This is a genomic window from Pseudomonas sp. GM25 (assembly GCF_000282255.1).
Taxonomy (GTDB): Bacteria; Pseudomonadota; Gammaproteobacteria; order Pseudomonadales; family Pseudomonadaceae; genus Aquipseudomonas; species Aquipseudomonas aphyarum.
The window spans coordinates 151,242-176,752 of record NZ_AKJQ01000011.1; the positions used below are offsets into that span (position 1 = coordinate 151,242).

Below are 25,511 nucleotides of genomic sequence, written 5' to 3' on the forward strand. Positions count from 1 at the left end.
TCGTACTCGTTGGAAGTGCCGCCGCACAGGGCGTGCTATCGAACAGACCAGCGGCATTCAGCCCCGGGCTGAAAACCGGTCGCGACTGTTGGTCAGGTGCAGCCACATCGCTGCGCGCGCCGCGTCCGGGTCCTGACGCTTGATCGCATTGAGGATCGCCTCATGCTCAAGATTCGCCAGTTGCCCGAGCTTGCTCAAATCCTCCGCGCCGCGCTCGGCCGCGTTGACCCGGGTGCGCGGGATCATTGCGCTGCCCAGGTGCTGCATGATTTCGGTGAAGCAGACATTGCCGGTGGCTTCGGCAATCAACAGGTGGAAGCGCCGGTCGGCCTCGACGCAACTGTCGTTGTTGGCCAATAGACGCTGATAGTCGTCCAGCGCCTGACGCATCTGCACCAGTTGCTGTTCGGTACGACGCTGCGCCGCCAGTGCCACCGCTTGCGTCTCCAGCCCCATGCGCAATTCGAGAATGCTGCGCACGCCCAGCGCGGTGTCGACATTCAGCCGCAATCCCTGCTCCGGCGCGCGCTCGATCACGAAGGTGCCGATGCCGTGCCGCGTCTCCACCAGCCCCGACGCCTGCAATTTGGAAATCGCCTCACGCACCACGGTGCGACTGACGCCGTGTTCCTGAACGATCGAGTTTTCCGACGGCAACTTGTCACCGGGCAACATCTGGCCGAGCAGGATGCTCTGGGTGAGTTTTTCCACCAGGTCATGGGCCAGGTTGTGCGCGCGTTTACGGGCGGGAGCGTCGAGGTCTTCTTGCATGGTCGGTTCCGGTGATCGGGGCAAACCGATCGTAGCACTGGAGGTGATCACTTGTATGAGCTCCTATCAATTTCAGGCCTCAACTTGTATGACAACACTAGGTTTCAGTTAGAAAACTCTCCTTTGCGTCGAGCAATCGCCCCACGATCACTGGCATGGAATGCTCTGCCATATCTGATAAAACCTTTACCAAAGCCAACAAATACGGCACTTAAAATCTTAAAAAGCATAAAAACCGCCTCCCGTAGACAAATTTGATTGAGCCCTACCGCTTGTAGGAAAAAAAAATCTGGTTGTATGATGTCTATCAACAACGCAACACCAGACACACCCCGCATAAAAATAACGAGTGGGAGAAAACCAAGTGAAATCATCCATTGCCGGGATGAACGAGGGCGCCGATTCCGTGCTGTCCTCCGCCATTGCCAAAGTCAAACGCCACGTCCTGCCGCTGTTCGTCATCATGTTCATCGTCAATTACATTGACCGGGTGAACATCGGCTTCGTCCGCACCCACATGGAACACGACCTCGGCATCGGTGCCGCGGCCTACGGTTTCGGTGCCGGGCTGTTCTTCATCGGTTACGCGCTGTTCGAAGTCCCTTCCAACATGCTGCTGCAAAAGGTCGGCGCGCGAATCTGGCTGACCCGCATCATGTTCACCTGGGGTCTGGTGGCCGCCGGCATGGCGTTCATCCAGAACGAAACCCACTTCTACATCCTGCGTTTCCTGCTCGGCGTGGCCGAGGCCGGGTTCTTTCCCGGGGTGATCTACTACTTCACCCGCTGGTTGCCAGGGGCCGAGCGCGGCAAGGCGATTGCGATTTTCTTGAGCGGTTCGGCCGTGGCCTCGCTGATTTCCGGCCCGTTGTCCGGCCTATTGCTGCAGATCGAAGGTCTGGGCCTGCACGGCTGGCAGTGGATGTATTTCATTGAAGGGATGTTCTCGGTCTGCCTGTGCGTATTCGTGTGGTTCTGGCTCGACGCCAAACCCCACGATGCGAAATGGCTGACCCGCGCCGAGCAGGATGCGCTGGTCAAAGCGATCGACGATGAGCAGAAGGCCCGCGAAGCCGCGACCCCGATCCGGCCGTCGCTGGGCAAACTGCTCAAGGATCGCCAGATCATCCTGTTCTGCCTGATCTACTTCTTCATTCAATTGACCATCTACGCTGCGACGTTCTGGCTGCCGAGCATCATCAAGAAGATGGGCGAGATGAGCGACTTCCAGGTCGGCCTGTTCAACTCGATTCCGTGGCTGCTGTCGATCATCGGCATGTACGCATTCGCCTCGTTCTCGGCGAAGTGGAAACACCAGCAGGCGTGGGTCGCCACAGCACTGTTGATCGCCGCTGCGGGGATGTTCATGTCCACCACCGGCGGGCCGATTTTTGCCTTCGTCGCGATCTGCTTTGCTGCGCTGGGTTTCAAATCCGCGTCTTCGCTGTTCTGGCCGATTCCGCAGGCTTATCTCGACGCACGGATCGCCGCTGCCGTCATCGCGCTGATCAACTCGGTGGGCAACCTCGGCGGCTTCGTCGCCCCGACCACTTTCGGTCTGCTGGAACAACACACCGGTTCGATCCAGGGCGGCCTCTATGGCCTGGCCGCGACCTCGATCATCGCCGCGATCATCGTGTTCGCCGCCCGCATGACACCCAAATCCGCACCTGACGTCGCCGTGGCCGATGCCGCGCCGAAACACGCTTGAAAGGACAATCCCAAATGACCGCACACGACATCGCCAAAGCCCCGATCATCACCGAGATGCAAGTCATCCCGGTGGCCGGCCACGACGGCATGCTGCTCAACCTGAGCGGCGCCCACGGGCCGTTTTTCACCCGCAACATCGTCATCCTCAAGGACAACGCCGGCCACACCGGCGTCGGTGAAGTACCCGGCGGCGATCGCATCCGCCAGACTCTTGAAGACGCGCGCAGTCTGGTGGTCGGCAGCCCGATCGGCACGTATCAGAAGATCCTCAACCAGGTGCGCCAGACCTTCGCTGACCGCGATGCCGGCGGCCGTGGCCTCCAGACGTTCGATCTGCGCATCACCATTCACGCAGTCACCGGGCTCGAAGCCGCCCTGCTCGACCTGCTCGGCCAGCATCTTGATGTACCGGTGGCGGCATTGCTCGGCGAAGGTCAGCAGCGCGATGAAGTGAAGATGCTCGGTTATCTGTTCTACGTGGGCGATCGCCGGGAAACCGACCTCGCCTACCGCAGCGAACCGGATGCCGACAATGACTGGTTCCGCGTACGTCACGAGAAAGCCATGACCGCCGACGCCGTGGTGCGCCTGGCCGAAGCTGCCCACGCGCGCTATGGCTTCAAGGACTTCAAGCTCAAGGGCGGCGTACTCAGCGGCGATGCTGAAATCGAAGCGGTGACCGCACTGGCCGAACGCTTCCCCGATGCCCGTATCACCCTCGATCCGAACGGCGCGTGGTCATTGAAAGAGGCGATCCGTTTGTGCCGCGACCAGCATAATGTGCTGGCTTACGCGGAAGATCCGTGCGGCGCGGAAAACGGTTACTCGGGCCGCGAAGTGATGGCCGAATTCCGTCGCGCCACCGGGCTGAAAACCGCCACCAACATGATCGCCACCGACTGGCGCGAGATGGGCCACGCGATTCAGTTGCAGTCGGTGGACATCCCGCTGGCCGATCCGCATTTCTGGACCATGCAGGGTTCGGTGCGCGTGGCGCAGATGTGCCACGAATGGGGCCTGACCTGGGGCTCGCACTCCAACAACCACTTCGACATATCCCTGGCGATGTTCACCCACGTCGCGGCCGCCGCGCCGGGCGACATCACCGCCATCGACACCCACTGGATCTGGCAGGACGGCCAGCGCCTGACCAAGGCGCCGTTGCAAATCGTCGACGGCTGCGTGCAGGTGCCGAAGAAACCGGGGCTGGGCGTGGAGCTGGACATGGATCAGGTGGCCAAGGCCCACGAACTCTATAAAGGCATGGGGCTGGGCGCGCGGGATGACAGCGTGGCGATGCAGTTTCTGATTCCGGGCTGGACGTTCGATAACAAGAAGCCGTGCCTGGTGCGCTAAGCCTGCGCAGCCTCCAACAGCCAGTGCCTGAACGCCGCCATTGCCGACGTCTCCGGCCGTGACTGCAAGCGCGTCAGCCAATAGCTGCCGGTGGTGATTTCGATGGCAAAGGGTTGGCGGATCAGGTCCGCCGCCAGTTGCCGGGCAAACATCAGCGGCGGCGCCAGTGCCACCCCGCCGCCCTGCAACGCCGCCTCCATCATCGCCAGCGACGAGTCGAACACGATGCTCTGGGGCGGCGCGGCATGGGTCGCCAGACCGGCCGCGTGAAACCATTCCGACCACTCATCGGTGCGATAGGAACGCAGCAAGCGCTGTTGCAAAAGATCTCCCGGCGTGTGCAGTTGCCGGGCGATTTCCGGCACGCAGAGCACCGACAACGGTGCCTCCAGCAAACGGGTCGCCTCGATGCCGTGCCATGCCCCGGCGCCAAACCGGATCGCGTAATCCAGCCCTTCGGCGGCTACGTCCACCCGATTGTTGTTGGTCGACAGCCGCAAATCTATGAGCGGATGTTTCGCCTGAAAGTCCGCCAGCCTCGGCAACAACCAGCCCACGGCGAAGGTGCCCACCGCGCCGACCGTGAGCATTTCCCGATATTGCCCGCCCGCCAGACGCTCGAGCATCTGCGCGATATGATCGAACGACGTGGTCAGCACCGGCAGCAGGGTTTCGCCCTCGCCGGTCAGCATCAGCCCACGGGGCAGGCGTTTGAACAGGATCACGCCGAGTTGCGCCTCCAGGCTTTTGACCTGATGGCTGACGGCCGCCTGGGTCACGCACAACTCCACGGCCGCACGGGTAAAGCTCAAGTGGCGCGCAGAGGCTTCAAAGGCGCGCAATGCATTCAAGGGCAATTGAGGTCGAATCATGCCAAGTCCCAAATTTTTCTAATGGCTCGTCCGAGATTTCATCGTTTGTCGAAAGACCCCGGACTGCCTAGATTTGGCGGCGCCGATCAGCCGGCCCGACGGAAAACGCTCGCAGTGTAGCGGGATAACACCATCAACACTCATGGAGAGTGGTTCACGCATGTCTTCGATCAACCTGAACAAACTCAAGCGCTTCAGCGCTTTCGGACTTTTCTTCAGCGCCGCCACCTGCCTGGCCGCCCCGCAAACCGACGATCAGTTGCAGGCGCTGGTCAAAGCCACTGTGACCCCGGTCATGCAGCAACAGGATATCGCCGGTCTGGCCGTGGCCGTGACCGTCGATGGCAAGGCACATTACTTTAACTACGGTGTCGCCGACAAAAGCACCGGGCAAGCGGTGAGTGAAAACACCCTGTTCGAAATCGGCTCGGTGAGCAAAACCTTCACCGCAACCCTCGCCGCCTACGCCCAGGCCAGCGGCAAACTGGAGTTCTCCGACAAGGCCAGCCAGCACTGGCCCGAACTGAAAGGCAGCGCCTTCGACCACATCAGCCTGCTGCAACTCGGCACCTACAGCCCCGGCGGCCTGCCGCTGCAATTCCCGGACGCCGCGGATTCTTCCGACAAGATGCTCGGCTATTACCAACAGTGGAAACCGACCTTTCCGGCCGGCAGCCATCGCCTCTATTCCAACCCGAGCATCGGCCTGTTCGGCTACCTGGCAGCGAAAAGCCTCGGCCAGCCGTTCAATCAGGTCATGACCGAAACCCTGCTGCCAAAACTCGGGCTCAAGCACACCTTCCTGTCGGTGCCCGCGTCTGAAGAAAAGCTCTACGCCCAGGGCTACGACAAGAACAACAAACCCGTTCGAGTCAGCCCCGGCGCCCTCGACTCCGAAGCCTACGGCGTGAAAACCAGCGCAGCCGACCTGCTGCAATACGCCCAGGCCAACCTCGACACCGCCAAACTCGAAGCACCGCTGCAAAAAGCCATCGCCCTCACCCACACCGGTTACTACACCGTCGGCGACATGACCCAGGGCCTGGGCTGGGAACGCTACACCTACCCGATCAGCCTCGACCGCCTGCTGGACGGCAACTCGACGCCGATGGCCATGGAACCGCACAAGGTCAAATGGCTCACCCCGCCACAGCCTGAACCGGCGAACGTGCTGCTGAACAAGACCGGCTCCACCGCTGGCTACGGCGCGTACGTCGCGTTCGTGCCATCGAAGAAAGTCGGGATCGTGATTCTGGCGAACCGCAATTACCCGAATGGAGAGCGGGTGAAGATTGCGCACAGGATTCTTAGTGAGTTGACCCGGTAATCACGCCATAAAAAACGGGCGACCTGAGAAGGTCGCCCGTTTTTGTTTGGGGGTTTGAAAAGCACTCTCTCGCCCGCCCCCTGACAAAAAGATACACCCCAGCGCCAAAGATACCTCTGCGCGACACGCCCCATTGCTTCCCCCCACAAACCTTGTAGGATCGCGCCTTTTTTTCACCGCCCCACCACCACGCATCCGATCCGCCGGGCCTGTCACCCCCTGCGGACTATGCTGAAAAAGGGCCTGAGGGTTGATCCATGAAAGTGCTGTTGGTCGATGATCACGCGGTAGTGCGCATGGCGATCGGGATGATTCTGGCCCGTGAAGGCCATGAGGTTGTGGGTGAGTGCGACAATGGTGTGGATGCGTTGAGCCAGGCGTTCGCGCTCAGGCCCGATGCGATTGTGCTCGACCTGGATATCCCGCAGCTCGACGGCATGGCGGTGATCGACCGCTTGCGCATCGGCGGCAGCAAGGCTCATGTGCTGGTGCACACCGGGTTGAAAAGCCAGGCCTATGCGGCGCAATGCCTGCGGGCCGGAGTGTCGGCGTTCTTGTCGAAGGTCGATGATCCGGTGGAGATCGTCACCGCGCTCAAAGCGGTGGCCAGCGGCAAGACGTGGTTTCCGGTCAATGCGCTGAATTCGGTGCGGTCCAGCGATTTTGCCCGGAACGATGCGCAATTGCTCGATGGCGTGTCGCGACGTGAACTCAAGGTGTTGCATGGTCTGGCTCAGGGCAAAAGCAACAAGGAGATCGCCGATGACATGCTGCTCAGCAACAAGACCGTCAGCACCTACAAGACACGCCTGATGCAGAAACTCAACGCAGGCACGCTGCTTGAGCTGATCGATTTCGCCAAACGCAATCACCTGGTCTGAACCATGAGGTTCGGGCGATGGCTGAGCGCGTTGAGCCTGACGCTGCTGGCGCTGACAGCGAATGCCGGGGCGCTGAACCTGCTCAGCCGTGCCGCTGACAATCAGGTCGCCCTGCCCCTCAACAACGCCCAGCACCAATGGCTGGCCAGCAAAAATGTGCTGCGCGCCGGGGTGTATGCGCCGGAACGGCCACCGCTGGATATCACCGCCAACCAGAAGGATTACGAAGGCCTGTCGGCGGACTATCTCGACCTTGTAGCCCGCAGCCTCGGCCTGCGGGTCGAGATCGAGCAATACGCCAACCAGTCGGATGCCCTCGCAGCGCTGCAACGGGGCGAAGTCGATCTGGTGCCGCGCATCAATCACCTCGAAGCGAACTACGGCGATCTGAGACTGAGCGCGCCCTACGCTTACGATCAGGCCGTGCTGATCAGCCACTTCGGCACCCACTGGTCCAATGATCGGCTGCCGGCCGGCACCACCGTGCTGTTCGATCAGGACTGGATCACCCGGGAGCGAGTGGCGTCGCTGTTTCCCGAGCACCCGCTGCAAGCCGTCGATTCGACCCAGCAAGGCCTCGGGCTTGTGGCCTACGGCGAAGGCATGGTGTTGCTGACCGATGCGATTACCGCGCAATACCTGCTCGAACGCAGCTACCAGCAAAGCCTGAAACAGACCATTCAACGGGACTCCGAAGGGCTGGGCTTCAGCTTCGCCGTGCAGCAGGACGATGCGCGGTTGCTCAGCCTGCTCAATGCCGCGATGGCGAAGATCACGCCTCAGGAACGCACCGTCATCGCCCGGCGCTGGGGCATCGGCGCCAACCCGAAACTCGGCTACAACCGCCTGCAACTGACGGCCGCCGAACAGCAATGGATCAAGGATCACCCGCAGATCGAGGTCCTGGCCAACGACCGCTATTCACCGTTCAGTTTCTTCGACAACGAAGGCCAGCTGCGAGGCATGGCCGCCGATCTGTTGGAAACCATCAACGACCGCACCGGCCTGACGTTCCGGCCGGTCAAGATGTCTTCCGTCGACGCCATGACTGGCCGCGCGCAACGGGATCCGCCCAGCCTGATCGGCGCGATGACCTACAGCGCCCGGCGCGACGAACGCCTGACGTTCTCCCGGGCCTACGTGATCAACCCGTTCGTGCTGGTCACTCGCACGCAACCGGAGCGTCAGGGGCTGGCCGGTCTCAAGGGCCATCGGGTCGCGATCATCAAGGATTCTGCCGCCGCCAACTGGCTGGAGCGCGAATGGCCGGACATCCAGACCGTGCCGGTCGAAACACCCATCGAGACCTACGAACTGCTCGCCGAAGGCCAGGTCGATGGCGTGATCCAGCCGCAGATGGGCGCGGCGTATCTGATCGACCGGTTCTTTCGCGGTCGCCTGCAAATCGATTCGGTGCTCGGTTCGCAACCGGCGCTGATCGGTTTCTCCAGCGGCAAACAGAATGCCATGCTGATCTCGATCCTCGACAAGGCACTGCTCGATATCGCCCCGGACGAGCTCAGCGATCTGGCCAACCGCTGGCAGAACTCGCAAGACCGCCAGGATGACTGGAGCACCTACAAGCACTGGATTCTGCGTGCAACTCTGGTGCTGTTGACGGTTTTGCTGGCCATTCTGGCGTGGAACTTCGGCCTGCGCCGGCAGATCGCCGAGCGGCAAAAAGCACAGAAAGCCTTGAGCGATCAGTTGTTGTTCATGCAAGTGCTGGTCGACGGCACGCCGCACCCGATCTACGTGCGCGACCGCAAGGGTCTGTTGCTGAGCTGCAACCGCGCCTATCTGCAGGTGATGGAAGTCGAGCCGCAGCAGGTGCTGAACAAGGGGCTGATCGAGGCCGATATTCTGCCGCTGGACACCGCCCACCAGTACAAACGCATCCACCGCGCCACGCTGGAAAGCGGTGAACCGTCGTTCGACAACTTCACCATGACGGTCAAGGACAAGACCTATCACATCTACCATTGGGCCCTGCCCTACCGCGATTCCGACGGGATGATGACCGGGGTGATCGGCGGCTGGATCGACTTCACCGAACAGCAGCACCTGCAACACGCCTTGCTCGCGGCCAAGCATCAGGCCGAGGCGGCAAACCGGGGCAAGAGCCATTTTCTGGCGGTGATGAGCCACGAGATCCGCACACCGATGAGCGCCCTGATCGGCGTGCTCGAACTGTTGCGCCGCCAGCACGCCCCGCGCCCGGACGACACCGAACTGATCGACATTGCCCAGCAGTCCGCCGGCGGCATGATGGAATTGATCGGCGAAATTCTCGACCTGACCAAGATCGAGGCCGGCCAGTTCGAACTGCGCAGCAGCCGCTGCCATCCCGAACAACTGGCGCGCGCGGTGCTTGAGGGATTCGCCAGCCTGGCCCGACAGAAAAACCTCGAGCTGAACTTCATCAGTGACCAGGCCGACAGTGCCGTGGAACTCGATTCCCTGCGCTTTCGGCAGATTCTTTCGAACCTGCTGAGCAATGCGATCAAGTTCACCCCGCAGGGAAGCGTAACCGTCGAGTTGAACCTGACGCCCGACGTTGACCGTACGCATCTGTGCCTGGCCGTCCGCGACACCGGCATCGGCCTGGATGACCAGCAGCGCCAGCGTCTGTTCCAGCCCTATACGCAATTCGAGGCCGGTGACAGCGAAATGCAGACCGGCACGGGGCTGGGGCTGTCGATCTGTCGGCAACTGACTGAGTTGATGGGCGGCCGGTTGACCTGCGAAAGTCGCCCCGGCCAAGGCACTTGCTTCACGCTGAATCTCGATCTGCAACGCCTGCCCGACCACGAGCCGCTGCCGCAGATTGCCCCGGAAAACCTGCCGCCATTACCTGTGCGGGACGTGCTGATCGTCGAGGATCACGAGTTCAACCGCGTGGTGCTGCAGCGTCAGCTGGAATCGCTGGGCATGCGCGTGACCTGCGCCGAAAACGGGATCGAAGGTCTACGTCTCTGGCGTGAAGGCGCCTTCGACTACCTGATCACCGACTGCAACATGCCGCTGCTCAACGGCGACAGGATGACCCGTCAACTACGCGCCATCGAAGCCGCCGAGGGCCGCGCTCCCACCCATGTGCTGGGCCTCACCGCCCATGCGCAGACCGAGGAAATCCAGCGCTGTCTCGATGCCGGCATGAACGATTGCCTGTTCAAGCCGCTCACCCGCCGTGCGCTGGAAGATTATCTGCGTCAAGCGGAACAGGCCCGGCAGGCGACCGCTCCGTGCTTCGACCTGTCGAAAGTCAGCGCCATCACCGCCGGTGACAGCACGCAAACCCGGCAACTGCTGGCCACGGTACTGCGCACCAACCAGGAAGACTTCGAGACGATGCTGGCGTTGTTCCAGGCCGGTGATTTTCCGGGGATGAAACGCTGCTGCCACAAGATCCTCGGCAGCGCGCGGATCATTCACGCCGCGCCGCTGATTGCCGCGTGCGAACAACTGGAGTCGACCTGCGAAGTCAGCACCACGCGCCAGGAAGTACACCGTTTGTTCGAAGCCTTCGGCCAGCAGATGAAGCGCCTGCAGACGCACCTGCAAACGGCCTTGCACAGCGTTTCCATGTAGGACGCTTCCTACAAAAACTTGGGAAGTACCTGCGTTACCCCGTCCCCTCGCCTGCGCAGAATTCGCCGCCTCTTCTCACTGTTGTCGGCGGATCATCATGTTTGCGTTGGGTGTGCGGTTTTCTCGGATTTCGATATCGGGTGCAATGTTGGCGCTGAGTGCGGCACCCATGGTGGTGCAGGCTGCAAGTTGCGACAGCCTGCCCTGCCTGACCTCGCCACAGACCAATTTGCTGGTCGATAACGGCTTGACGGTTTTTGCCGGCACCGATGCAAAGCTCAGTGACAGTATCGTGAGCCTCGGAGAGATCCAGGTGCTGGATGCCGGCGAAGCCAGCGGCTCCACGATCAAAGACAGCGGCAGACTGCACGCCCAGGACAGCGCGAAGCTCACCGATACCCTGATGGACAACGGCATCTTACTGTTGACCGGTTCCGCCACAGCACTGACGACCCAGGTCAACGATGGTTTTTTTGAAGTGACGCAAAATGCGGCGGTCAGCAATACCCGGCTCGACGGTGGCCAGATGTATGTCTACGGCGATGCATTGGCCAAAAACACCCGCGTCGCCAACAGCTTGATGACGGTCTACCAGCAAGGCCATGCGCAGCAGACCACGATCAATGCCGGAGGTGAACTGAGGGTCGAGGACTTTGCATCGGCTGCTGATTCGCAGATCAATCAGGGCGGCGTGATGACCAGTGTGGCCGGCACATCGGCCTTCAATACGACGGTCAACCCTGGCGGATTGATGGTGCTTGGCGCCGGAGCGGCTGCGAGCGACACCACTCTGAATGACGGCGCAGTGCTGCGCCTCAAGGGCGATGCAACCCTAAGCGGCGCCAACCTCGTGGATGGCCGGGTCGAATATGCCGACCCGGCCGTAGGTGGAACATTCCACACCCTGACCATCAATGGCCCTTTGAACGGCAACGGGACGTTCGTGATGAACACCGACCTGGCGTCGTTGCGCGGTGACCTGCTCAAGGTGCAAGGGGCGGTCAACGACCTGCACACGCTGGTAGTGGCCGATTCCGGCGCCGCTCCGAGCGGCGCGCAGCAGTCTTTGAAACTGGTCGAGGGTAACGGTGGCAGCGGGGATTTCCAGCTGTTTGGCGGCACGGTCGATGCGGGGGCGTATCGCTACTCGCTGCAGAAACAGGGAAGCGACTGGTATCTGGGCAAACCGGCGATCAGCACACCGGATGAAAACATTCAGGACCCTCAGACTCCTCCCGTCGACGGCGAACCGGACACCGTAGTACAACCGGTTGATGGACAGCCTGACTCCGTGGCGCAACCGGTGGTCAGTCAACCGCCAGCGATACCACAACCGCAAGCACTGACACTCAGCAAAGGCGCGAACGCCGCTGTCGCCAGTCAGGCCGCCACCGCCGCGCTGCTCGACGCACAGAACGCCAGCACCCGGCAGCACTTTTCCGACCTGCGTTCGGGCAACGATCAGGGCGGCATCTGGGCTCGGGGTTACGGTGCCGAACAGAAACTCGACACCCGCACCAGTCGCGCCTTTCAACAGCAGTCCAACGGCATGGAAATCGGCGCTGACAAGGCGCTACCGATTGCCAATGGCACGCTGTACGTCGGAGCGCTGTTCGGTCTGGGTCAGGGCCGCCAGGATTTCGGTGAGCGCAGCAAGGGCACGATCGACAGCACCACGTTCGGTGCCTACGCCAGCTATCAGGATCAGGGCGGGTTGTATGTCGATGGCGCACTGAAATATTCGCGGCTGGACAACGAAATCAAGATTACCAGCAACCTCGGTGAGCCGGTCAAGGCGCACTACAGCAACCATGCCGTGAGCGCAGAAACGCAACTGGGCAAGGTCATCGATCTGGGCCGGGGCTGGTTCGTCGAACCGCAGGCGGGTTTGCAGGTGACACACATCAGCGGCGGCGATTACGTCGCCAGCAACGGGCTGGACGTGCAACAGGATGCAATGACCTCGGTGCAGAGCCGGGTCGGCGGTCAGTTCGGTCGCGAATGGCAGCTGGATCAGGGCCTGCGGATCAAGCCATACGTGAAAGCCGCGTGGGTCACCGAGCATGCCGGCGACAGCGAAGTGACCGTCAGCGGTGCGAAGCTCGACAGTCGCCTGCCGGGGTCACGGGCCGAACTGGGCGGCGGCCTGGTGCTGACGGCCGCGCAGAACCACCATGCGTATATCGAAGGCCTGTACACAAAAGGCAGCGATATCGAGCAACCATGGGCCGTGAATGTCGGGTATCGCTACAGCTGGTGACAGGCGGGCAAAAAAAATGGCGAACGCTTTATAACGTTCGCCATTTTTATTCAGAGCCTGCCGCCATCAATCATCCGGCATTTCCGGCGGCTTGGCCGGTTTGGTCGGCTTCGCCGGTTTTGTCCCTTTCGCACCCTTGGCCGGTGCCGGTTCTGCAGCAGCCGGGGCCGTGACCACGGTGGAAGTAGTTTCTTTCTCGGCGGCAGGCAGCGCATCAATGGTGTCGAAAATTTTCTTCAAATCGACCGCCGCCGCTTCATCCCCCGAAGCCGTCAGTTTGGTCTCTCCATCCTTGCCCACCAGGAAGACTTTCGGATACGCCCCGGCGCCCAGCTTCAGCGAGCGCAGCAGCGCCATGGTTTGCTGCTGCTCCAGGCTTTTGCCATCGACCTGACCGCTCATGCTCAGGATGGTGTAAACCTTGATCTTGCGGTCGGCGATGCCTTGTTTGTTGGCCGGGTCGTCCAGCGCTTTTTTCAGGCTGACCCAATAAGAATCGACCGTACTGGAAGCGATCACGATCACCGGGCGGTTGATGCCCTTGTCGACGTCCAGAGGGGAATCGCCGTCGGCGGCGAACAGGGGGCCGGCAATCGCCAGCAAGAGTGTCAGGGTCAGTGACCTGATGAGCATGCGCATCTCCTTTTGATATCCACGCTCTAATGATTGCGCATCGCGGCGATTGTTCCGGGGGGTGCCCGGCAAAAGTGTTTCGCCTTGCCCAAAGCTTAGGTCAGCACCGATTTTGCGCAACCGGACGGGCGCGATCCTGTCGCCCATTTGTTTACCTTTTATGACCGCGTCAGCCAGACGCTTGAGCCTTCAGGGCCATGGATGCTCGCCGATCAAAACGCCAGCTTGTAACCGATCAACACCAGCATCGTCGCCAGGCACGGGCGCAGCAGTTCATCGGAGACGCGGCCGGTCAGGTGGCTGCCGAGCCAGATGCCCGGCAATGAGCCGATTAACAGAAAGCCCAGCACGCCCCAATCCATGTTGCCCATGCTCGCGTGGCCGAGGCCGGCGACCAGGGTCAGCGGAACGGCATGGGCGATTTCGGTGCCGACCAGGCGGCGGGTCGGCAGCAGCGGATAGAGGATGAACAGCGCGACAGTGCCGAGGGCGCCGGCGCCGATCGAGGTCAGGGCGACCATGGTGCCGAGGATCAGACCGGTGATCACCGTCATGACATTCAGGCGCGCGCCGCTGGGGTTGTAGTTGCCGCCGGCACGTTTGTGGGCGAATTCCAGCAGGCGCTTTTTGAACAGAATTGCCAGCGCCGTGGCGAACAGCACGAAGCCCAGGGCCTGCTTGATGATGGCGTTCATCGCGTCCGGCGCGGTGTGCAGGGTGCTGAGGAACCACAAGGTCATCGCCACCGCGGGGACACTGCCCAGGGTCAGCCAGCCGGTGATGGCCCAGTCGATGTTCTTGTTCTTCCTGTGGACCAGCACGCCGCTGGATTTGGTGATGGCCGCGTATAGCAGATCCGTGCCCACCGCCGTGGCCGGATTGATGCCGAACCACAGCAGGATCGGCGTCATCAACGAACCGCCGCCGACACCGGTCATACCGACGATGAACCCCACGACCAGCCCGGCAATCACCAGGCCGAAATTTGCCAATTCCATTAAGACGTCCAGACAAACCACAGGAAAAATCCGGCCCGCAGGATAACCAGTTTTCTTATAACGCCCTATATCGATAGGATCTATCGTTATGCCATTTCATCAGTATCAGTGCTGTCGTCGGCCTGGTTTGAAACTGTGAGTGCTATTGAGCCAGACCGTCGCCAGCGCGATCAGCGACAGGATCAGCAACGCCCACGGAAACGACATCGCCCCCGCCCGGTCCAGCAGCAAACCGCCGAACAATCCGCCGCCGGCAATCGCCACGTTCCATGAAGTGGTGAGCATCGCCTGCACCACATCCACATGTTCTCCGGCGGAGTCCGCTGCAGCCGTCAGCAGCAACGTCGCCGAGCCACCGAACGACAGGCCCCACACCGCCATGCATGCATAAATCAGCCAGGGCGACGGCGCGACCAGTGCCAGCACCAGCGCGGTCACGGCAAATATCGCGAGGCTGATCAGGGCCAACCCGCGCAACCAGCGATCCACCAGCAGACCGATGATCCAGATCCCCAGCAGGGAGCACAGACCGAAGACCAGCAGCACCAGATCGACCCGCTCGCCAAGACCGGCCTGCGTCAAAAACGGCGCGATGTAGGTGTAGAGAATGTTGTGCCCAAGCATCCACGTCAGCACCACGAACAGCACCGGGCGCACGCCGGGTAAACGCAGCGAATGCATCAACGGCAAACGCTCGGCGCGGGCCTGACCCGGACGATCCGGCACCGCGATAACGATCCACGCCGCCAGCACCAGCGCCAGTGCCGACATGATCCCGAACGAGGCGCGCCAGCCGATCACATTGCCCAGCCAGGTGCCGGCCGGCGTGCCTAACGACAACGCCACCGGCGTGCCAAGCATGGCAATCGCCAGCGCCCGACCCTGCTGATGCACCGGTACGATCCCGCGCGCGTAACCGGCCATGATCCCCCACGAAAGTCCCGCCGCCATCCCGGCCAGAAACCGCGATGCCAGGGTCAAGCCGTAATGGCTGGAAAACGTGGTGATGGTGTTGAACAGCAGAAACCCGCCGACCGTCATCAGCAGCACCCGCTTGCGCCCCCAGCCACGGGTGGCGACCGTCAGCGGAATCGCCGCGACAATCGAGCCCAGCGCATACAGCGTCACCAGTTGCCCGGCCAGCACTTCGCTGACGTTGAGGCCGGCGCCGATCTGCGGCAACAGACCCGCCGGCAGGGTTTCGGTGAGGATGGCAATGAAGCCGGTCATGGCAAACGCCAGCAATGCGGCGTAAGGCAGTTTGTCAGTGCGGGTGGCATGTTCCAGGCGGGTGAATTCGGCGCTTGCGGGGTCGGTCATGACAGGTGCAGCTCCCTTTGAGTCAAATCGGACGACAGATTGTATACAAACACGATCGTCCGCCACTCTAACCGACCTGGCTCACTGCACGGGCAAAAAATTCAAAAACAGCAGGCTCTGGGCGTAATTCAGACCGATGCGCCGGTAGCGCTCGTCGAGCATCTGGGTCAGCAGATCCAGACGCGCCACGACTTTACCGAACTCCGTGGCAAAGCTCAGGTTGCTGCCCTCCTCGGATATCTCGTTGGAAAACAGCAACGGCTGGCCTTCCTTGTTCTGCCGTTGGGCGAGGATCCACGTGGCTTTCTCAATGTTGCGTGCGGCGTTGTTGACGAAGGTCGGGTTGATCGCATCGGTCATGTAGAACTCGGTGCGATTGCCGTGGGCGGTGACCAGCATGCTGCCGATCGCATAGATGAACGCGCCGACGCGGTCACCGAGAAATTCCGGGCTCATGGCATAGCTCAGCGCTGCGAGGTCTTTTTTGCCGCCGAGGGTCGGCAACGGTTGTTGCTGTTCGATGGCCAGGCGCACTTGTTTGACCGCGGTCTTGACGTCGAGGAAGCCGGATTTGCGCAGCTCTTCAGGGTTGCGCAGATACAGCTTGCCCATCAGCCGATAGAGGCTGTCGAGGTTGTCGCGCATCGCCAGCGTGGCCATACGATCGACGCTGGTCTGGAGAAATTCCTGAGGCCTGCCCTCGCGCATCTGGGTGATGAAATTGTTGCCGTCCTGATGGCTGCAACCGCCGAGCAGCAGCGTCGACAAAAAGGCCAGCAGCAGGCACGGGCGATGAATGAATGCAGCGATGGGGTGCAAAACTCTCGGCATGAATTCTTTGACGGACACGTTCCTGTGCGGCGGAAGTCACCGCACCCTGGCCATGGATAGAGCCGGGGATTTCGCAAAAGTGCAGTGCCGGCGTGGATTCCCGACCTTCGGCGCTAACTGCTCAAGCCATTAAGTCCGACTTTATTTTTGCATTAATCGTTTCATCCGCTATAAATCTTCACGCAACCATCAATTAGCATGACTATTGAGAGATTTTCAAAACAACAACAAAAAGGAAGGTCAACCATGCTTCAATCCCGACACTCACTCTGCGGCCTCGGACTGTCCCTGATGATCGCCACCCTCTCCGCCCAGGCCGCCGGCCTGTCCAGCGAACACAAAGCCTTCGGCAAGACCAATGACGGCACGCCCGTCGAGCAATACATCCTGCGCAACAGCCACGGCATGCAGGCCACGGTCATCACCTATGGCGCGACCTTGCAGGCGCTGCAAGTGCCGGACAAACACGGCAAGCTCGACGACATCGTCCTCGGCTTCGACGATGTGCAGGGTTACCAGAAAGGCACTGCGTACTTCGGCGCGACCATCGGCCGCTTCGGCAATCGCCTGGCCGACGGTGCCTTCGAACTCGACGGCAAACGCTATCAAGTGCCGCAGAACGACAAGACCAACGCCTTGCACGGCGGCACTCAGGGCTTCGACAAAAAGGTCTGGAAAGCGAAGGAAACCAAAGACCAGGATTCGGTCGGCGTGACCCTGACCTACCTGTCGGCGGATGGCGAAATGGGTTTCCCCGGCAACCTCACCACTGAAGTGACCTACAGCCTCACCGACAGCAACGAGCTGCGCATCGACTACAAGGCCAGCACCGACAAACCGACAGTGCTCAACCTGACCAACCACAGCTACTTCAACCTTGCCGGCGCCGGCAATGGCGACATCCTCAAGCAAGTCGCCACCCTGCACGCCAGCCATTACACCCCGGTCACCGCCAAACTGATCCCGACCGGAGAACTGGCCCCCGTGGCCGGCACGCCGATGGATTTCACCAAACCGACCGCCATCGGCCAGCACATCAAGGCCGATCACCCGCAATTGAAATTCGCCGAAGAGAAACACGGTGGCTTTGATTTCAACTGGGCGCTGGACACCAAGGGTGACGTCAGCAAACTCGCCGCCGAAGTCAGCGACCCGCAATCCGGTCGCCATTTGCAACTGTTCACCAACGAACCGGGCGTGCAGTTCTACACCAGCAACTTCCTCGACGGCACGGTCAAGGGCAAGGGTGGCAAGGTCTATCCGCACTGGGGCGCGTTCACTCTGGAAACCCAGCACTACCCGGACTCGCCGAACCAGCCGAACTTTCCGAGCACCCGCCTCGATCCCGGCCAGACCTACACCCAGAGCGTGGTGTTGAAGTTCTCCGCGAAGTAAAAGCAAAAGATCGCAAGCTGCGGCAGCGCCTACAGAGGAAAATCAATCCTGATGTAGGGCTGTCGCAGGCTGTGATCTTTTTGTTTTTTGAACTCTAGATATCAACCAAGGCAGACAGGAGTAACCGACATTTAGCGACTCAGCTGATTACGGCGCCTTTCGGGCCACTGGCAATCAGCGCCGCACCGCAGGCCGTTTTCATGCCGTCGAGCGCGATGGGCACGCCATCGACGGTGTAGGTGCTACTGCCCTCGGCAATCGGGAAAACCCCTTTGCACAATGGGCAACTGACCTTGTGACCGACTCCGGCAATCGGTTTGCCGTTGAGGTCGGTCCGGGAGAAGGCTTCGAGGACTTTGCCACCGTGGGTGGTGGAGTCGCCGAGGCGGATTGCGTCTTTCATGTTGTCATTCCTTTGACCAAGGCCTGTTTATTCGCACTAATGCACGATGCAGACATTCAAGCGTTCTTCAAACATTGCCCTTGATGCGAAATGCATCCTTAAGCGGCACCTCATCATCACCATCCTCAAGACATCTATAGTCGCTGTCGCCCAACGCCGAGAGCAAGGTTTGGTATAGGTTCAATGACTTGAAATTGACCTGAAGCCACAAAACGCTCCCACTTTCATAGATCAATCGAGCGTCATAATCGGCGCTACTGTTGAGCGACTGATCTTTCAGGTAGAGGTCGCCAGGTTGTTGTGCGCGAATACATGCATCGCTGCCCTTTATTTTCTTCATTACTTTGCTGGCAGAGATTGTGTCGCCGAACACCAGCTTGTATTCATGACTCATGATCCGATACTTACACAGGCTTCACCAAGCTGTTATTCAACACAATGAAGTCCACATTCGCGTCATAGTCAAAGTCTTCAACTATATCTTGAAGGTGCATATGCTCAAGACCATTCGTTGACATCTCATACGATGCATTAATAAGAAAAACACCAAGCTCTCTAATCGTTTGTGGATCAGCAAGAATCGAAACCTCATCCAGCTGAATACTCGCATCACTACCGACAGCGGTCCCGTGCACAGTGAACTCAGTCAGCCTTTTCATAGATTGAGACCTTTATCCCGAAAGCTTTAAAGATTACAAACTTTAAAGGTGACAAATTTATAAAAAGCAAAAGTCATGCTATCACTCTTTTAGTTGTGAGCGGATGGCACTATTCATTGCATAGTACTTTCCAAACAAATCTGTCGAACCAGCCGTTTGAAAGCATTTGAGCAGCCTTTTGAACTGGCTTCGCTTATCATCGAATCGGGAGTAAGGCACTCGTACGTTTCATGCACTGCTTTCCTTGCTATTTCACCAAAACGCTCATTATCAAAATCGCACTCAACAGTGGAAATCATGTATGAGCTTCTTTTGGATCGCCGACCAAATCTTATTACAATCTTTTCATCAAAAATCAGTGCCCCTTCACTTTCATCTTCGGAAAAATAGAACGAAATCCGATTATCCCCTATATGCCTCAACGCTGCAGCAAAGGGCTGCTTTTTCAAAAGAGAAGTCAGCCTCACCCCACATGCAACACCAAGGCCGCCCCCTAATGCCTCACTTACAAAAAAGTATTGCTTAAATACAATCGATATTTTTCGACGCAAATAAGAAACGCTGTATTCCTTCTCGAAAAAATGAAAATCATCCAGATCCCCAACCAACTCATAATCAGCATTTATAAATTCCGACTCAGAGAAATCATTCAATCCAAAAATATTTGGTTGAAGATTACCTGCCCCTTCTAAAAACAGCGCAATCAGCTTATAAAAATCAGTAGAAATCATATATTCCCTTATTTACGCGCTACCGGGTTCGTTCCTGCGGCATGGTGCCCACTCAGAATGGTACCGACCTGTTTCAGTTCTGGCACACGTGCAGAATTCGGATTTGCGTCGACTCCGGCCTGTGCAGCTTTGGTAAGTCGATCCACGTTGCTCGGTTTGTCGAGGTATTTTAGAACACACTCACATGCCTTACCCCATTGCGAGTTGGGCATCGCTCGCGTTGCCTTGTCGGCCGGTTCGAGTACAACATGCGTTCCTTCAGCGTTCGGTTTAAGAGCAATGTGACCACCGGCGGGAGGCAAGCCAGACCCGTTAACGTTAACGTGAACACCGCGAGCCAACACGTCTTGTCCTGCCGTATTCGCTCCTACTTTATGGCCTGCCAGACCTAATGGGTCGACGAGCCCGACGGGGTTATCCCCGTAAAAATAAAGATTCAACCCACCCGCATAGCTAATCGGGTCTTGGCTTACAAATCGACCAACCGCCGGATCATAGTACCGATGCCTGTTGTAATGCAGCCCCGTCTCATGATCGTGATACTGCCCCTGGAACCTGATCGGGTTCGTCACGCCATGCTGCCGCGCCCAGTCCGAACGCTGCTCCGTCACCTGCCCCCACGCCTTGTACTGCGCGGTCCAGGCCATGTTGCCTTGGGAGTCCGTCAGTTCCTGCGGTGTTCCCAGGTGATCGCACTGATACCAGGCCAACGCATCAAACGGAAATGCTGTGGCCTTGTGATTCCACACCGGGTCTTCATCGAGGCTGTATTCACCACTGTAATCCGGCTGCCCCATGAGGTTGATCGGCGCGTGGCGTACAGCTTGAGCGACGGGTATGAAAGTGCCCGGTTCAAAGACGTAATGCACCGTTCGACCTGGCTCACCATCGCCCTGCGCCAGACTGCTTTCCCACGCGAGGTTGTCGCCGTCCCATCCGTAAAGCGTAAAACCGCAGCCCAGTTCACGCTGTTTGCGGGCGTGCTCGCTTCTGTTCCAAAGGGAACCGGCTTCCGGGCGCTGTTTGTAGTGCGCTCGGGAGTTTTTGTGCAGGCGGCGCCCCAGTGCGTCGTAAGCGAAATCCACGCTCAGGCGCGGATTTTCGAAATGCACCAGTCGATCAAACAGGTCCCAACGCAGATCACTGCGTTGGCCGTTGTGCCAGCGCTGGATCTGATTACCGCGTTCGTCGTAGTCGTAGTGGGTGCCGGCGTATTCGCGCAGCAGGTTGTCGACCAGTTTGCTGCGCGGTGGCGTCAGATCCAGTGGACGACGGATTTCGGCAGTCTTGTCATCCAGCAGGTTACCGGCCGGGTCGAAGGCGAAAGTTTCAATGCCTTGACGCGTCACGGCACTGAGCAGTCGGCCGACGGGATCGTAACGATAGGCGAGCGGGCCGCGGCGACTGTCGTTGATGTCAGTCAGTTGGCCGGCAGCGTCGTATTTGTATTCGCGCTTGAGCAGAGTGCTTTTGTCATCGCTGCGCCCCAGCAGTTGCTCCTGCAAGCGACCGGCCGGGTCCCAGCTTTGGGTTTGCAGCAGGTGATTGCCTTGATGGCGAGCAACTTCGCGGTGCAGGTCGTCGCGTTCGTAGCCGATCAGCTCATGCTCGTCCAGGCGCATGCCCAGCAGGTGGCCGCTGCCGTAAGTGAGCCAACTGACGCGGTGGCCGTCGGGGCGTACGGTGGCAACACGTTGATTGAGCACGTCGTACTCGTGCTGCCAGATTGCGACGGTGGGTTTTTCCAGTCCGAGATAATGTTGGTGCTCGCGCAGCAGATTGCCGGCCGGGTCGTGGAACCATTGCAGGCGGCTGTCGGCGTTGTCGGCCAGCACCATGTTGCCGTTGCCGTCATAGGCAAAGGTTTCGCTTTGCGATTGGTCACCCAGAGTGGCGCGACGCTCGGTCAAGCGGCCCATCGGGTCGAAGCTCACCGAGATGACGCGTTTGCCATTGATCGATTGGGCAAGGCGACCCGTCTGAGCATCGTATTGATAGCGCGTGGTGCGGCCGTCGAAGCCGCGTTCTTCCAACAGGCGTCCGACCGGGTCGTAGTGGAAGTGCGCGCGTTGTTCGTTTTCGTTTTCCAGGGCGGTTAACCGTCCGAGGCGGTCCCAGCGATAACGCAGGGTTTGCTCGGCGGCATCGACACGTTCGGCGATCAAACCTACCGCGCTATAGCTCCAGGTGGTGCAGCGATCGAGACCGTCGACATGCGTCAACAGCCTGCCTTCGGCGTCGCGTTCAAAGCGTTCTTCAGTCTTGTCCGGGTGCTTGATCAGCACCAGTTGGCCAGCCTTGTATTCGTATTCGGTGGCGTTACCGGCGGCGTCGGTGAAGCAGATCATCTGCCCCAGTTCGTTGTATTCCCAGGCGCTGGTCTTGCCCGAGCAATCGACGTACTCGACCAGTTGCCCGGCGTCGTTGTAGTCGAGGGCTTTTTCGTTGCCGTTGGCATCCTTGATCGCGGTGGGCTGACCGGATTTGTTGTAAGCGTATTCGGTTTTGTTGCCCAGCGGATCGAGCGCTTCGACCAGGTTGCCTTGGTCGTCATAGGCGCGTTGCCACTGACCACCCTCAGCATCGCTGATTTTGATCAGCATGTCTTGATCGTCGTAGGCGTAATGCATCACCGTGTGATCGGCGCGGATGTGTTCGAGCAAGTTGCTGCGTTCATCGTAGCTGTAGCGATCGGTGCTGCCGTCGGCATTGACGCGGCGCACGATGTTCTTGGCCTCGTCGCGGAAGAACCATTCCGAACGCTCATCCGCGTAACGGATGCGGTAGGTGTAGCCAAGGATGTCGTAGTAGTGCCAGGTCTCGTTGCCGAGCGCATCGGTGACGTAGGTCAGACGGATGTTTTCGTCCCACTCCAGGCGCGTATCGAAGCTGCCGTCATCGGCCCATTCGCGGATGGCTTTGGCCTTGGAGCCCGGACCGTCCCACTGCAGGTTCATGCCGCGTCCGGTGCGGTCGGTATAGCGGGTGATCAGGTGATGCTCGAACTTATACGACCAGACTGCACCGTTCTCGTCCTGTGCTTGAATCAGGTCGCCATAGGCGTCGTACTGGTAGGCGCAGAGCTGTCGCTGCGGTTCGCCGTCAACGATTTGCCAGAGACCCGTCAGTCGGCCGTGATCGTCAATCAGCGTGCCGAGGTGCAAGTGAACCTTGGTGAAGTCGTTTTCCTGATAGGTGATCAGGTCCGAGAGCACCGATTGTTCGCCGTGGCGATGCTCGTAATGCAGCATGATTCCGGCGCCGTTGCGCAGCGAGATGTTGCTCAGCACAAAACGCTGGCCACGGCGGACGTAGGTTTCCTTGCGTTCGAAACCACGGCACAGCAACAGCTGATCTTCGCTGGCACGAACCAGGGTGATGTTTTCGATGGGGTCGTAGTGGAACAAACCGACTTTGGGCAGCGGATAGCTGTGGTCACGGCCGTCGGCGTCGTAGAACGTCAGGCCTTCATCCACGCAGTCGAAACGCGTGGTGAATTCGCTGATCCAGCGGGCGCCGAGTTCGCTCTGATCGTAGGCGTCGAGACGAGAGTTGTAAGTGCGTGTCCATTCGATCGGGAAGGGGCCGGGCAGGCTGAAATCGGTATGGCTGAGGCTTTCCGAACCCAAGGCGAAATTGATGCTGAAGTCCGTGGCACATTCACAGGGGCCTTTCTTTGGATTGGGCGCGCCTTTCGCCGGTGCCTGTTGGCCGTGGGCGGCCAACTGCCCCTCAGATGCCGTACGCTTCGCCTGTCCGGTCTTCTCCGGGTGGACGGCGGCGTTCTGGCCATGGGCATTGCGCTTGCGCCACAACGTCACGGCGCTGGAAAGGATCAGTAGCAACCAACCAATGGAGTTCTGAACGGACTCGTCGTCCAGCTTGCTTAATTGGGTGCGTAGTTCCGGGCCCATCGCCCGCAGTTTTGCGGTTTCCGTAGCAACCCGCTTCTTCACGTCATCGGGCAGCAGGTGATCGGCTGCACTGTTGGCCAAGCCTTTGCCTGCGGCCTTATAAGCGCTGCACGCGGCGCCGAAGATGTTGCCGAACGATGCAAGGGGATCATTCTTGAATTGATCGACCGCCGCACTCGCTTGTGCACCAGCCGCGTTCAGGTCGCCCTTGGCATCAAGCTTGCCATTGGCCACCGTCTCGAGGCCTTTGGCAATCTCGTTGATAACGTCTTCGCCCAGCTTGCCAGCGTCCGCCAGAATGCCCGGCAGCTTGCCTTTGGCCTGTTCAACGAAATCATCCAGCGTGCCGATAATCGAGGCGTTCAGGTGACCTACCAGCACCTCGATCACGGAGGTGCTGAGCAATAACTTGCTGCTGGCCCTCATCTCCTGACGCACCAGAAACAGCGTCGGACGCAGGGTCATCCGGGCTGCCGCCATCGCCGGTGGCAGCGGCAAAACACCGATCAGATTGATACCGAGACTGGCCCAGGCGAGCAGATCACGTTTCTGCGCGTTCGACAGCGTGACGATGTCACCCAACGCATCGACCAGCGCCATGATGTTGCCCACCACGGGTAAAGCACCGGCAACGTTTTTGATCCGGTCGAGGGTGACCACCCCGCCGCTGGTGGATTGAAGCCAAGCGTCGAAAGTCGCCGCGCTACTCGCAACGTCCTGAATATCGATGGCATTCAGGGGAACAATGGCAACCTGAGGTTCACGTTTTACAGCAGCACTTTCAGTGGTCATGACAGCATCTCACCCGCCGGCAGGCCCGGGGTTTTCAAGGAAGTTTTTGGAAGCGTCGGCGCCGGCAGACTCGGCAACTTGCCCGCCTTGCTTGCCGCCCCGAGAATCCCCGACGCACTCGGCAACGCCGCACTCGCCAGTTTCGGCAGTCCGGCCGCTCCGCCCTGCATCACGCCTTTCACCTGCTGCGCCGTTTGCATCGCACCTTGCGCGGTCTGCATTGCACCCATCCCTGTCTGTGCCAATTCCTTGCCCTTCTCCAACATGTCCCAGTTTTTGCTCGGCAACGCCTGCGCGACCATCGCCTGCACCTGGCTCGGGATGTCTTCCGCGCCCGGCGGACTCAACGGCCATTCCGGCTTGCCGATGTAGCTGCCATCGCTCCAGGTGTCCGCCGGATCCTTGCCGAACAGCACCCGCGCTGGCCCCGGTGCGGCGCCGGCAACGCTGGCGAAACCCTTGGCGTCGAGCTTGCCCTTGATGCTTTTGCCCAAGGCGTCGATGACTTCGTAATCGCCGTCCTTGATGCCCTGTCGCCCGGCGTACTGGTTGAACAGCTCCAGATTGCCCTTGCCCGGTTTCGGCGGTTCCGGGAACACACCGGCCAGGGATTTCGCCCCGGTGTAGGCGAAGTTCGCTGCGTGGGCGGTGTACGGGCCGCTGGTGGCGTGGGTGATGCCGCCGGCGTTGTAGGTCGTCGCGCTGCCGCCGCCCTGGATCACCAGTTCGGTCTTGGCGGTGATGGTGATGCGGTCAGCGTTGGCGGTGATGTTGAGTTTGGCCAGCAGGTTGATGCTGTCCTTGAGCGCCTTGACGTCGATGTCGCCGGACGCCGCCACCAGCCGCCAGCCCATGCTCTGCACGAACAGGCGCATGCCGCGACTGGCGCTGGCCAGCAGACGTTTGCCGATGGAGAAACTGGTGTGCCCCGTGCTGCTCAGCGCCAGGTGTTCGCCAGTGGCGATATGGCTGGAGCGCGGCGTGGTCAGGGCGATACCGGCCGGGCTCGCCAGTACCAGATGCGGCTCGGTGAACTCGGGGAATTCGTTGGCGGTGAGGTTCGC

At 59.9% G+C, this 25,511-nt stretch carries 20 protein-coding genes; 7 read left to right on the top strand and 13 right to left on the bottom strand.

Annotation, left to right across the window (positions count from 1 at the left end; translation table 11 throughout):
- Positions 1-57: 57 nt before the first annotated feature.
- Both PMI24_RS04965 and PMI24_RS29600 read right to left on the bottom strand, forming a co-directional pair.
- A complete protein-coding gene (locus PMI24_RS04965; protein ID WP_045121657.1) occupies positions 58-771 on the bottom strand; it encodes a FadR/GntR family transcriptional regulator in 714 nt (237 codons plus the stop codon).
- A gap of 104 nt (positions 772-875) precedes the next feature.
- Positions 876-1,001, bottom strand: a complete 126-nt coding sequence (locus PMI24_RS29600; RefSeq protein ID WP_262160310.1) for a hypothetical protein — start codon at positions 999-1,001, stop codon at positions 876-878.
- A gap of 134 nt (positions 1,002-1,135) precedes the next feature.
- On the opposite strand from PMI24_RS29600, the gene PMI24_RS04970 reads away from it, so the two are divergent.
- Together PMI24_RS04970 and gudD are read left to right on the top strand one after the other, a co-directional pair.
- Positions 1,136-2,482 carry an MFS transporter gene (locus PMI24_RS04970; protein WP_007951586.1) on the top strand — a complete coding sequence of 449 codons (1,347 nt, stop codon included), beginning with the start codon at positions 1,136-1,138 and terminating at the stop codon, positions 2,480-2,482.
- A gap of 14 nt (positions 2,483-2,496) precedes the next feature.
- Complete coding sequence (gene gudD, locus PMI24_RS04975; protein WP_007951587.1) at positions 2,497-3,840, top strand: glucarate dehydratase; 1,344 nt, start codon at positions 2,497-2,499, stop codon at positions 3,838-3,840.
- On the opposite strand, the gene PMI24_RS04980 is transcribed toward gudD, so the two are convergent.
- On the bottom strand, positions 3,837-4,712 hold the full coding sequence (locus tag PMI24_RS04980; protein WP_007951589.1) for a LysR family transcriptional regulator: 876 nt from the start codon (positions 4,710-4,712) through the stop codon (positions 3,837-3,839). The genes gudD and PMI24_RS04980 overlap by 4 nt on opposite strands.
- 160 nt (positions 4,713-4,872) lie before the next feature.
- Between PMI24_RS04980 and ampC the strand changes: the two genes are divergently transcribed.
- The 4 genes from ampC to PMI24_RS05000 all read left to right on the top strand — a co-directional run bounded on the left by ampC (position 4,873) and on the right by PMI24_RS05000 (position 12,771).
- On the top strand, positions 4,873-6,039 hold the full coding sequence (gene ampC / locus PMI24_RS04985; RefSeq protein ID WP_007951590.1) for a class C beta-lactamase: 1,167 nt from the start codon (positions 4,873-4,875) through the stop codon (positions 6,037-6,039).
- A 257-nt stretch (positions 6,040-6,296) separates the two neighbouring features.
- Positions 6,297-6,920 (top strand): response regulator transcription factor, encoded by a 624-nt coding sequence (locus PMI24_RS04990; RefSeq protein ID WP_007951591.1) that lies wholly within the window; start codon positions 6,297-6,299, stop codon positions 6,918-6,920.
- Between the two features lie 3 nt (positions 6,921-6,923).
- Positions 6,924-10,511, top strand: a complete 3,588-nt coding sequence (locus PMI24_RS04995) for an ATP-binding protein (RefSeq protein ID WP_007951592.1) — start codon at positions 6,924-6,926, stop codon at positions 10,509-10,511.
- A gap of 145 nt (positions 10,512-10,656) precedes the next feature.
- The gene (locus PMI24_RS05000) at positions 10,657-12,771 is read left to right on the top strand and encodes an autotransporter outer membrane beta-barrel domain-containing protein (RefSeq protein ID WP_238553810.1); all 2,115 of its coding nucleotides are present in this window, start codon (positions 10,657-10,659) and stop codon (positions 12,769-12,771) included.
- Positions 12,772-12,837: 66 nt separating this feature from the next.
- Here PMI24_RS05000 and PMI24_RS05005 read toward each other — a convergent pair whose 3' ends face one another.
- The 4 genes from PMI24_RS05005 to PMI24_RS05020 form a co-directional block, all read right to left on the bottom strand.
- The gene (locus PMI24_RS05005) at positions 12,838-13,404 is read right to left on the bottom strand and encodes a DUF4174 domain-containing protein (RefSeq protein WP_007951594.1); all 567 of its coding nucleotides are present in this window, start codon (positions 13,402-13,404) and stop codon (positions 12,838-12,840) included.
- Positions 13,405-13,616: 212 nt separating this feature from the next.
- Positions 13,617-14,402 (bottom strand): sulfite exporter TauE/SafE family protein, encoded by a 786-nt coding sequence (locus PMI24_RS05010; protein ID WP_007951595.1) that lies wholly within the window; start codon positions 14,400-14,402, stop codon positions 13,617-13,619.
- Between the two features lie 105 nt (positions 14,403-14,507).
- A complete protein-coding gene (locus PMI24_RS05015) occupies positions 14,508-15,722 on the bottom strand; it encodes an MFS transporter (RefSeq protein WP_007951596.1) in 1,215 nt (404 codons plus the stop codon).
- An 81-nt stretch (positions 15,723-15,803) separates the two neighbouring features.
- Positions 15,804-16,553, bottom strand: coding sequence for a hypothetical protein (locus PMI24_RS05020; protein ID WP_007951597.1), 750 nt, complete (start codon positions 16,551-16,553; stop codon positions 15,804-15,806).
- Positions 16,554-16,799: 246 nt separating this feature from the next.
- On the opposite strand from PMI24_RS05020, the gene PMI24_RS05025 reads away from it, so the two are divergent.
- On the top strand, positions 16,800-17,948 hold the full coding sequence (locus PMI24_RS05025; protein WP_007951598.1) for an aldose epimerase family protein: 1,149 nt from the start codon (positions 16,800-16,802) through the stop codon (positions 17,946-17,948).
- Between the two features lie 139 nt (positions 17,949-18,087).
- On the opposite strand, the gene PMI24_RS05030 is transcribed toward PMI24_RS05025, so the two are convergent.
- From PMI24_RS05030 to PMI24_RS05055, 6 genes are all read right to left on the bottom strand, one after another.
- Entirely contained in the window at positions 18,088-18,351 is a 264-nt protein-coding gene (locus PMI24_RS05030) for a PAAR domain-containing protein (protein ID WP_007951599.1), read from the bottom strand.
- 67 nt (positions 18,352-18,418) lie between these two features.
- Positions 18,419-18,745 carry a hypothetical protein gene (locus PMI24_RS05035; protein ID WP_007951600.1) on the bottom strand — a complete coding sequence of 109 codons (327 nt, stop codon included), beginning with the start codon at positions 18,743-18,745 and terminating at the stop codon, positions 18,419-18,421.
- A gap of 10 nt (positions 18,746-18,755) precedes the next feature.
- The gene (locus PMI24_RS05040) at positions 18,756-19,010 is read right to left on the bottom strand and encodes an Imm32 family immunity protein (RefSeq protein ID WP_052026220.1); all 255 of its coding nucleotides are present in this window, start codon (positions 19,008-19,010) and stop codon (positions 18,756-18,758) included.
- Between the two features lie 113 nt (positions 19,011-19,123).
- The gene (locus tag PMI24_RS05045; protein WP_007951601.1) at positions 19,124-19,741 is read right to left on the bottom strand and encodes a hypothetical protein; all 618 of its coding nucleotides are present in this window, start codon (positions 19,739-19,741) and stop codon (positions 19,124-19,126) included.
- A gap of 8 nt (positions 19,742-19,749) precedes the next feature.
- Entirely contained in the window at positions 19,750-24,447 is a 4,698-nt protein-coding gene (locus PMI24_RS05050) for an RHS repeat-associated core domain-containing protein (protein ID WP_007951603.1), read from the bottom strand.
- Positions 24,444-25,511, bottom strand: a 1,068-nt coding sequence (locus tag PMI24_RS05055; RefSeq protein ID WP_007951604.1) for a DUF2345 domain-containing protein, incomplete at its 5' end; no start/stop codon positions are given. The genes PMI24_RS05050 and PMI24_RS05055, both read right to left, overlap by 4 nt.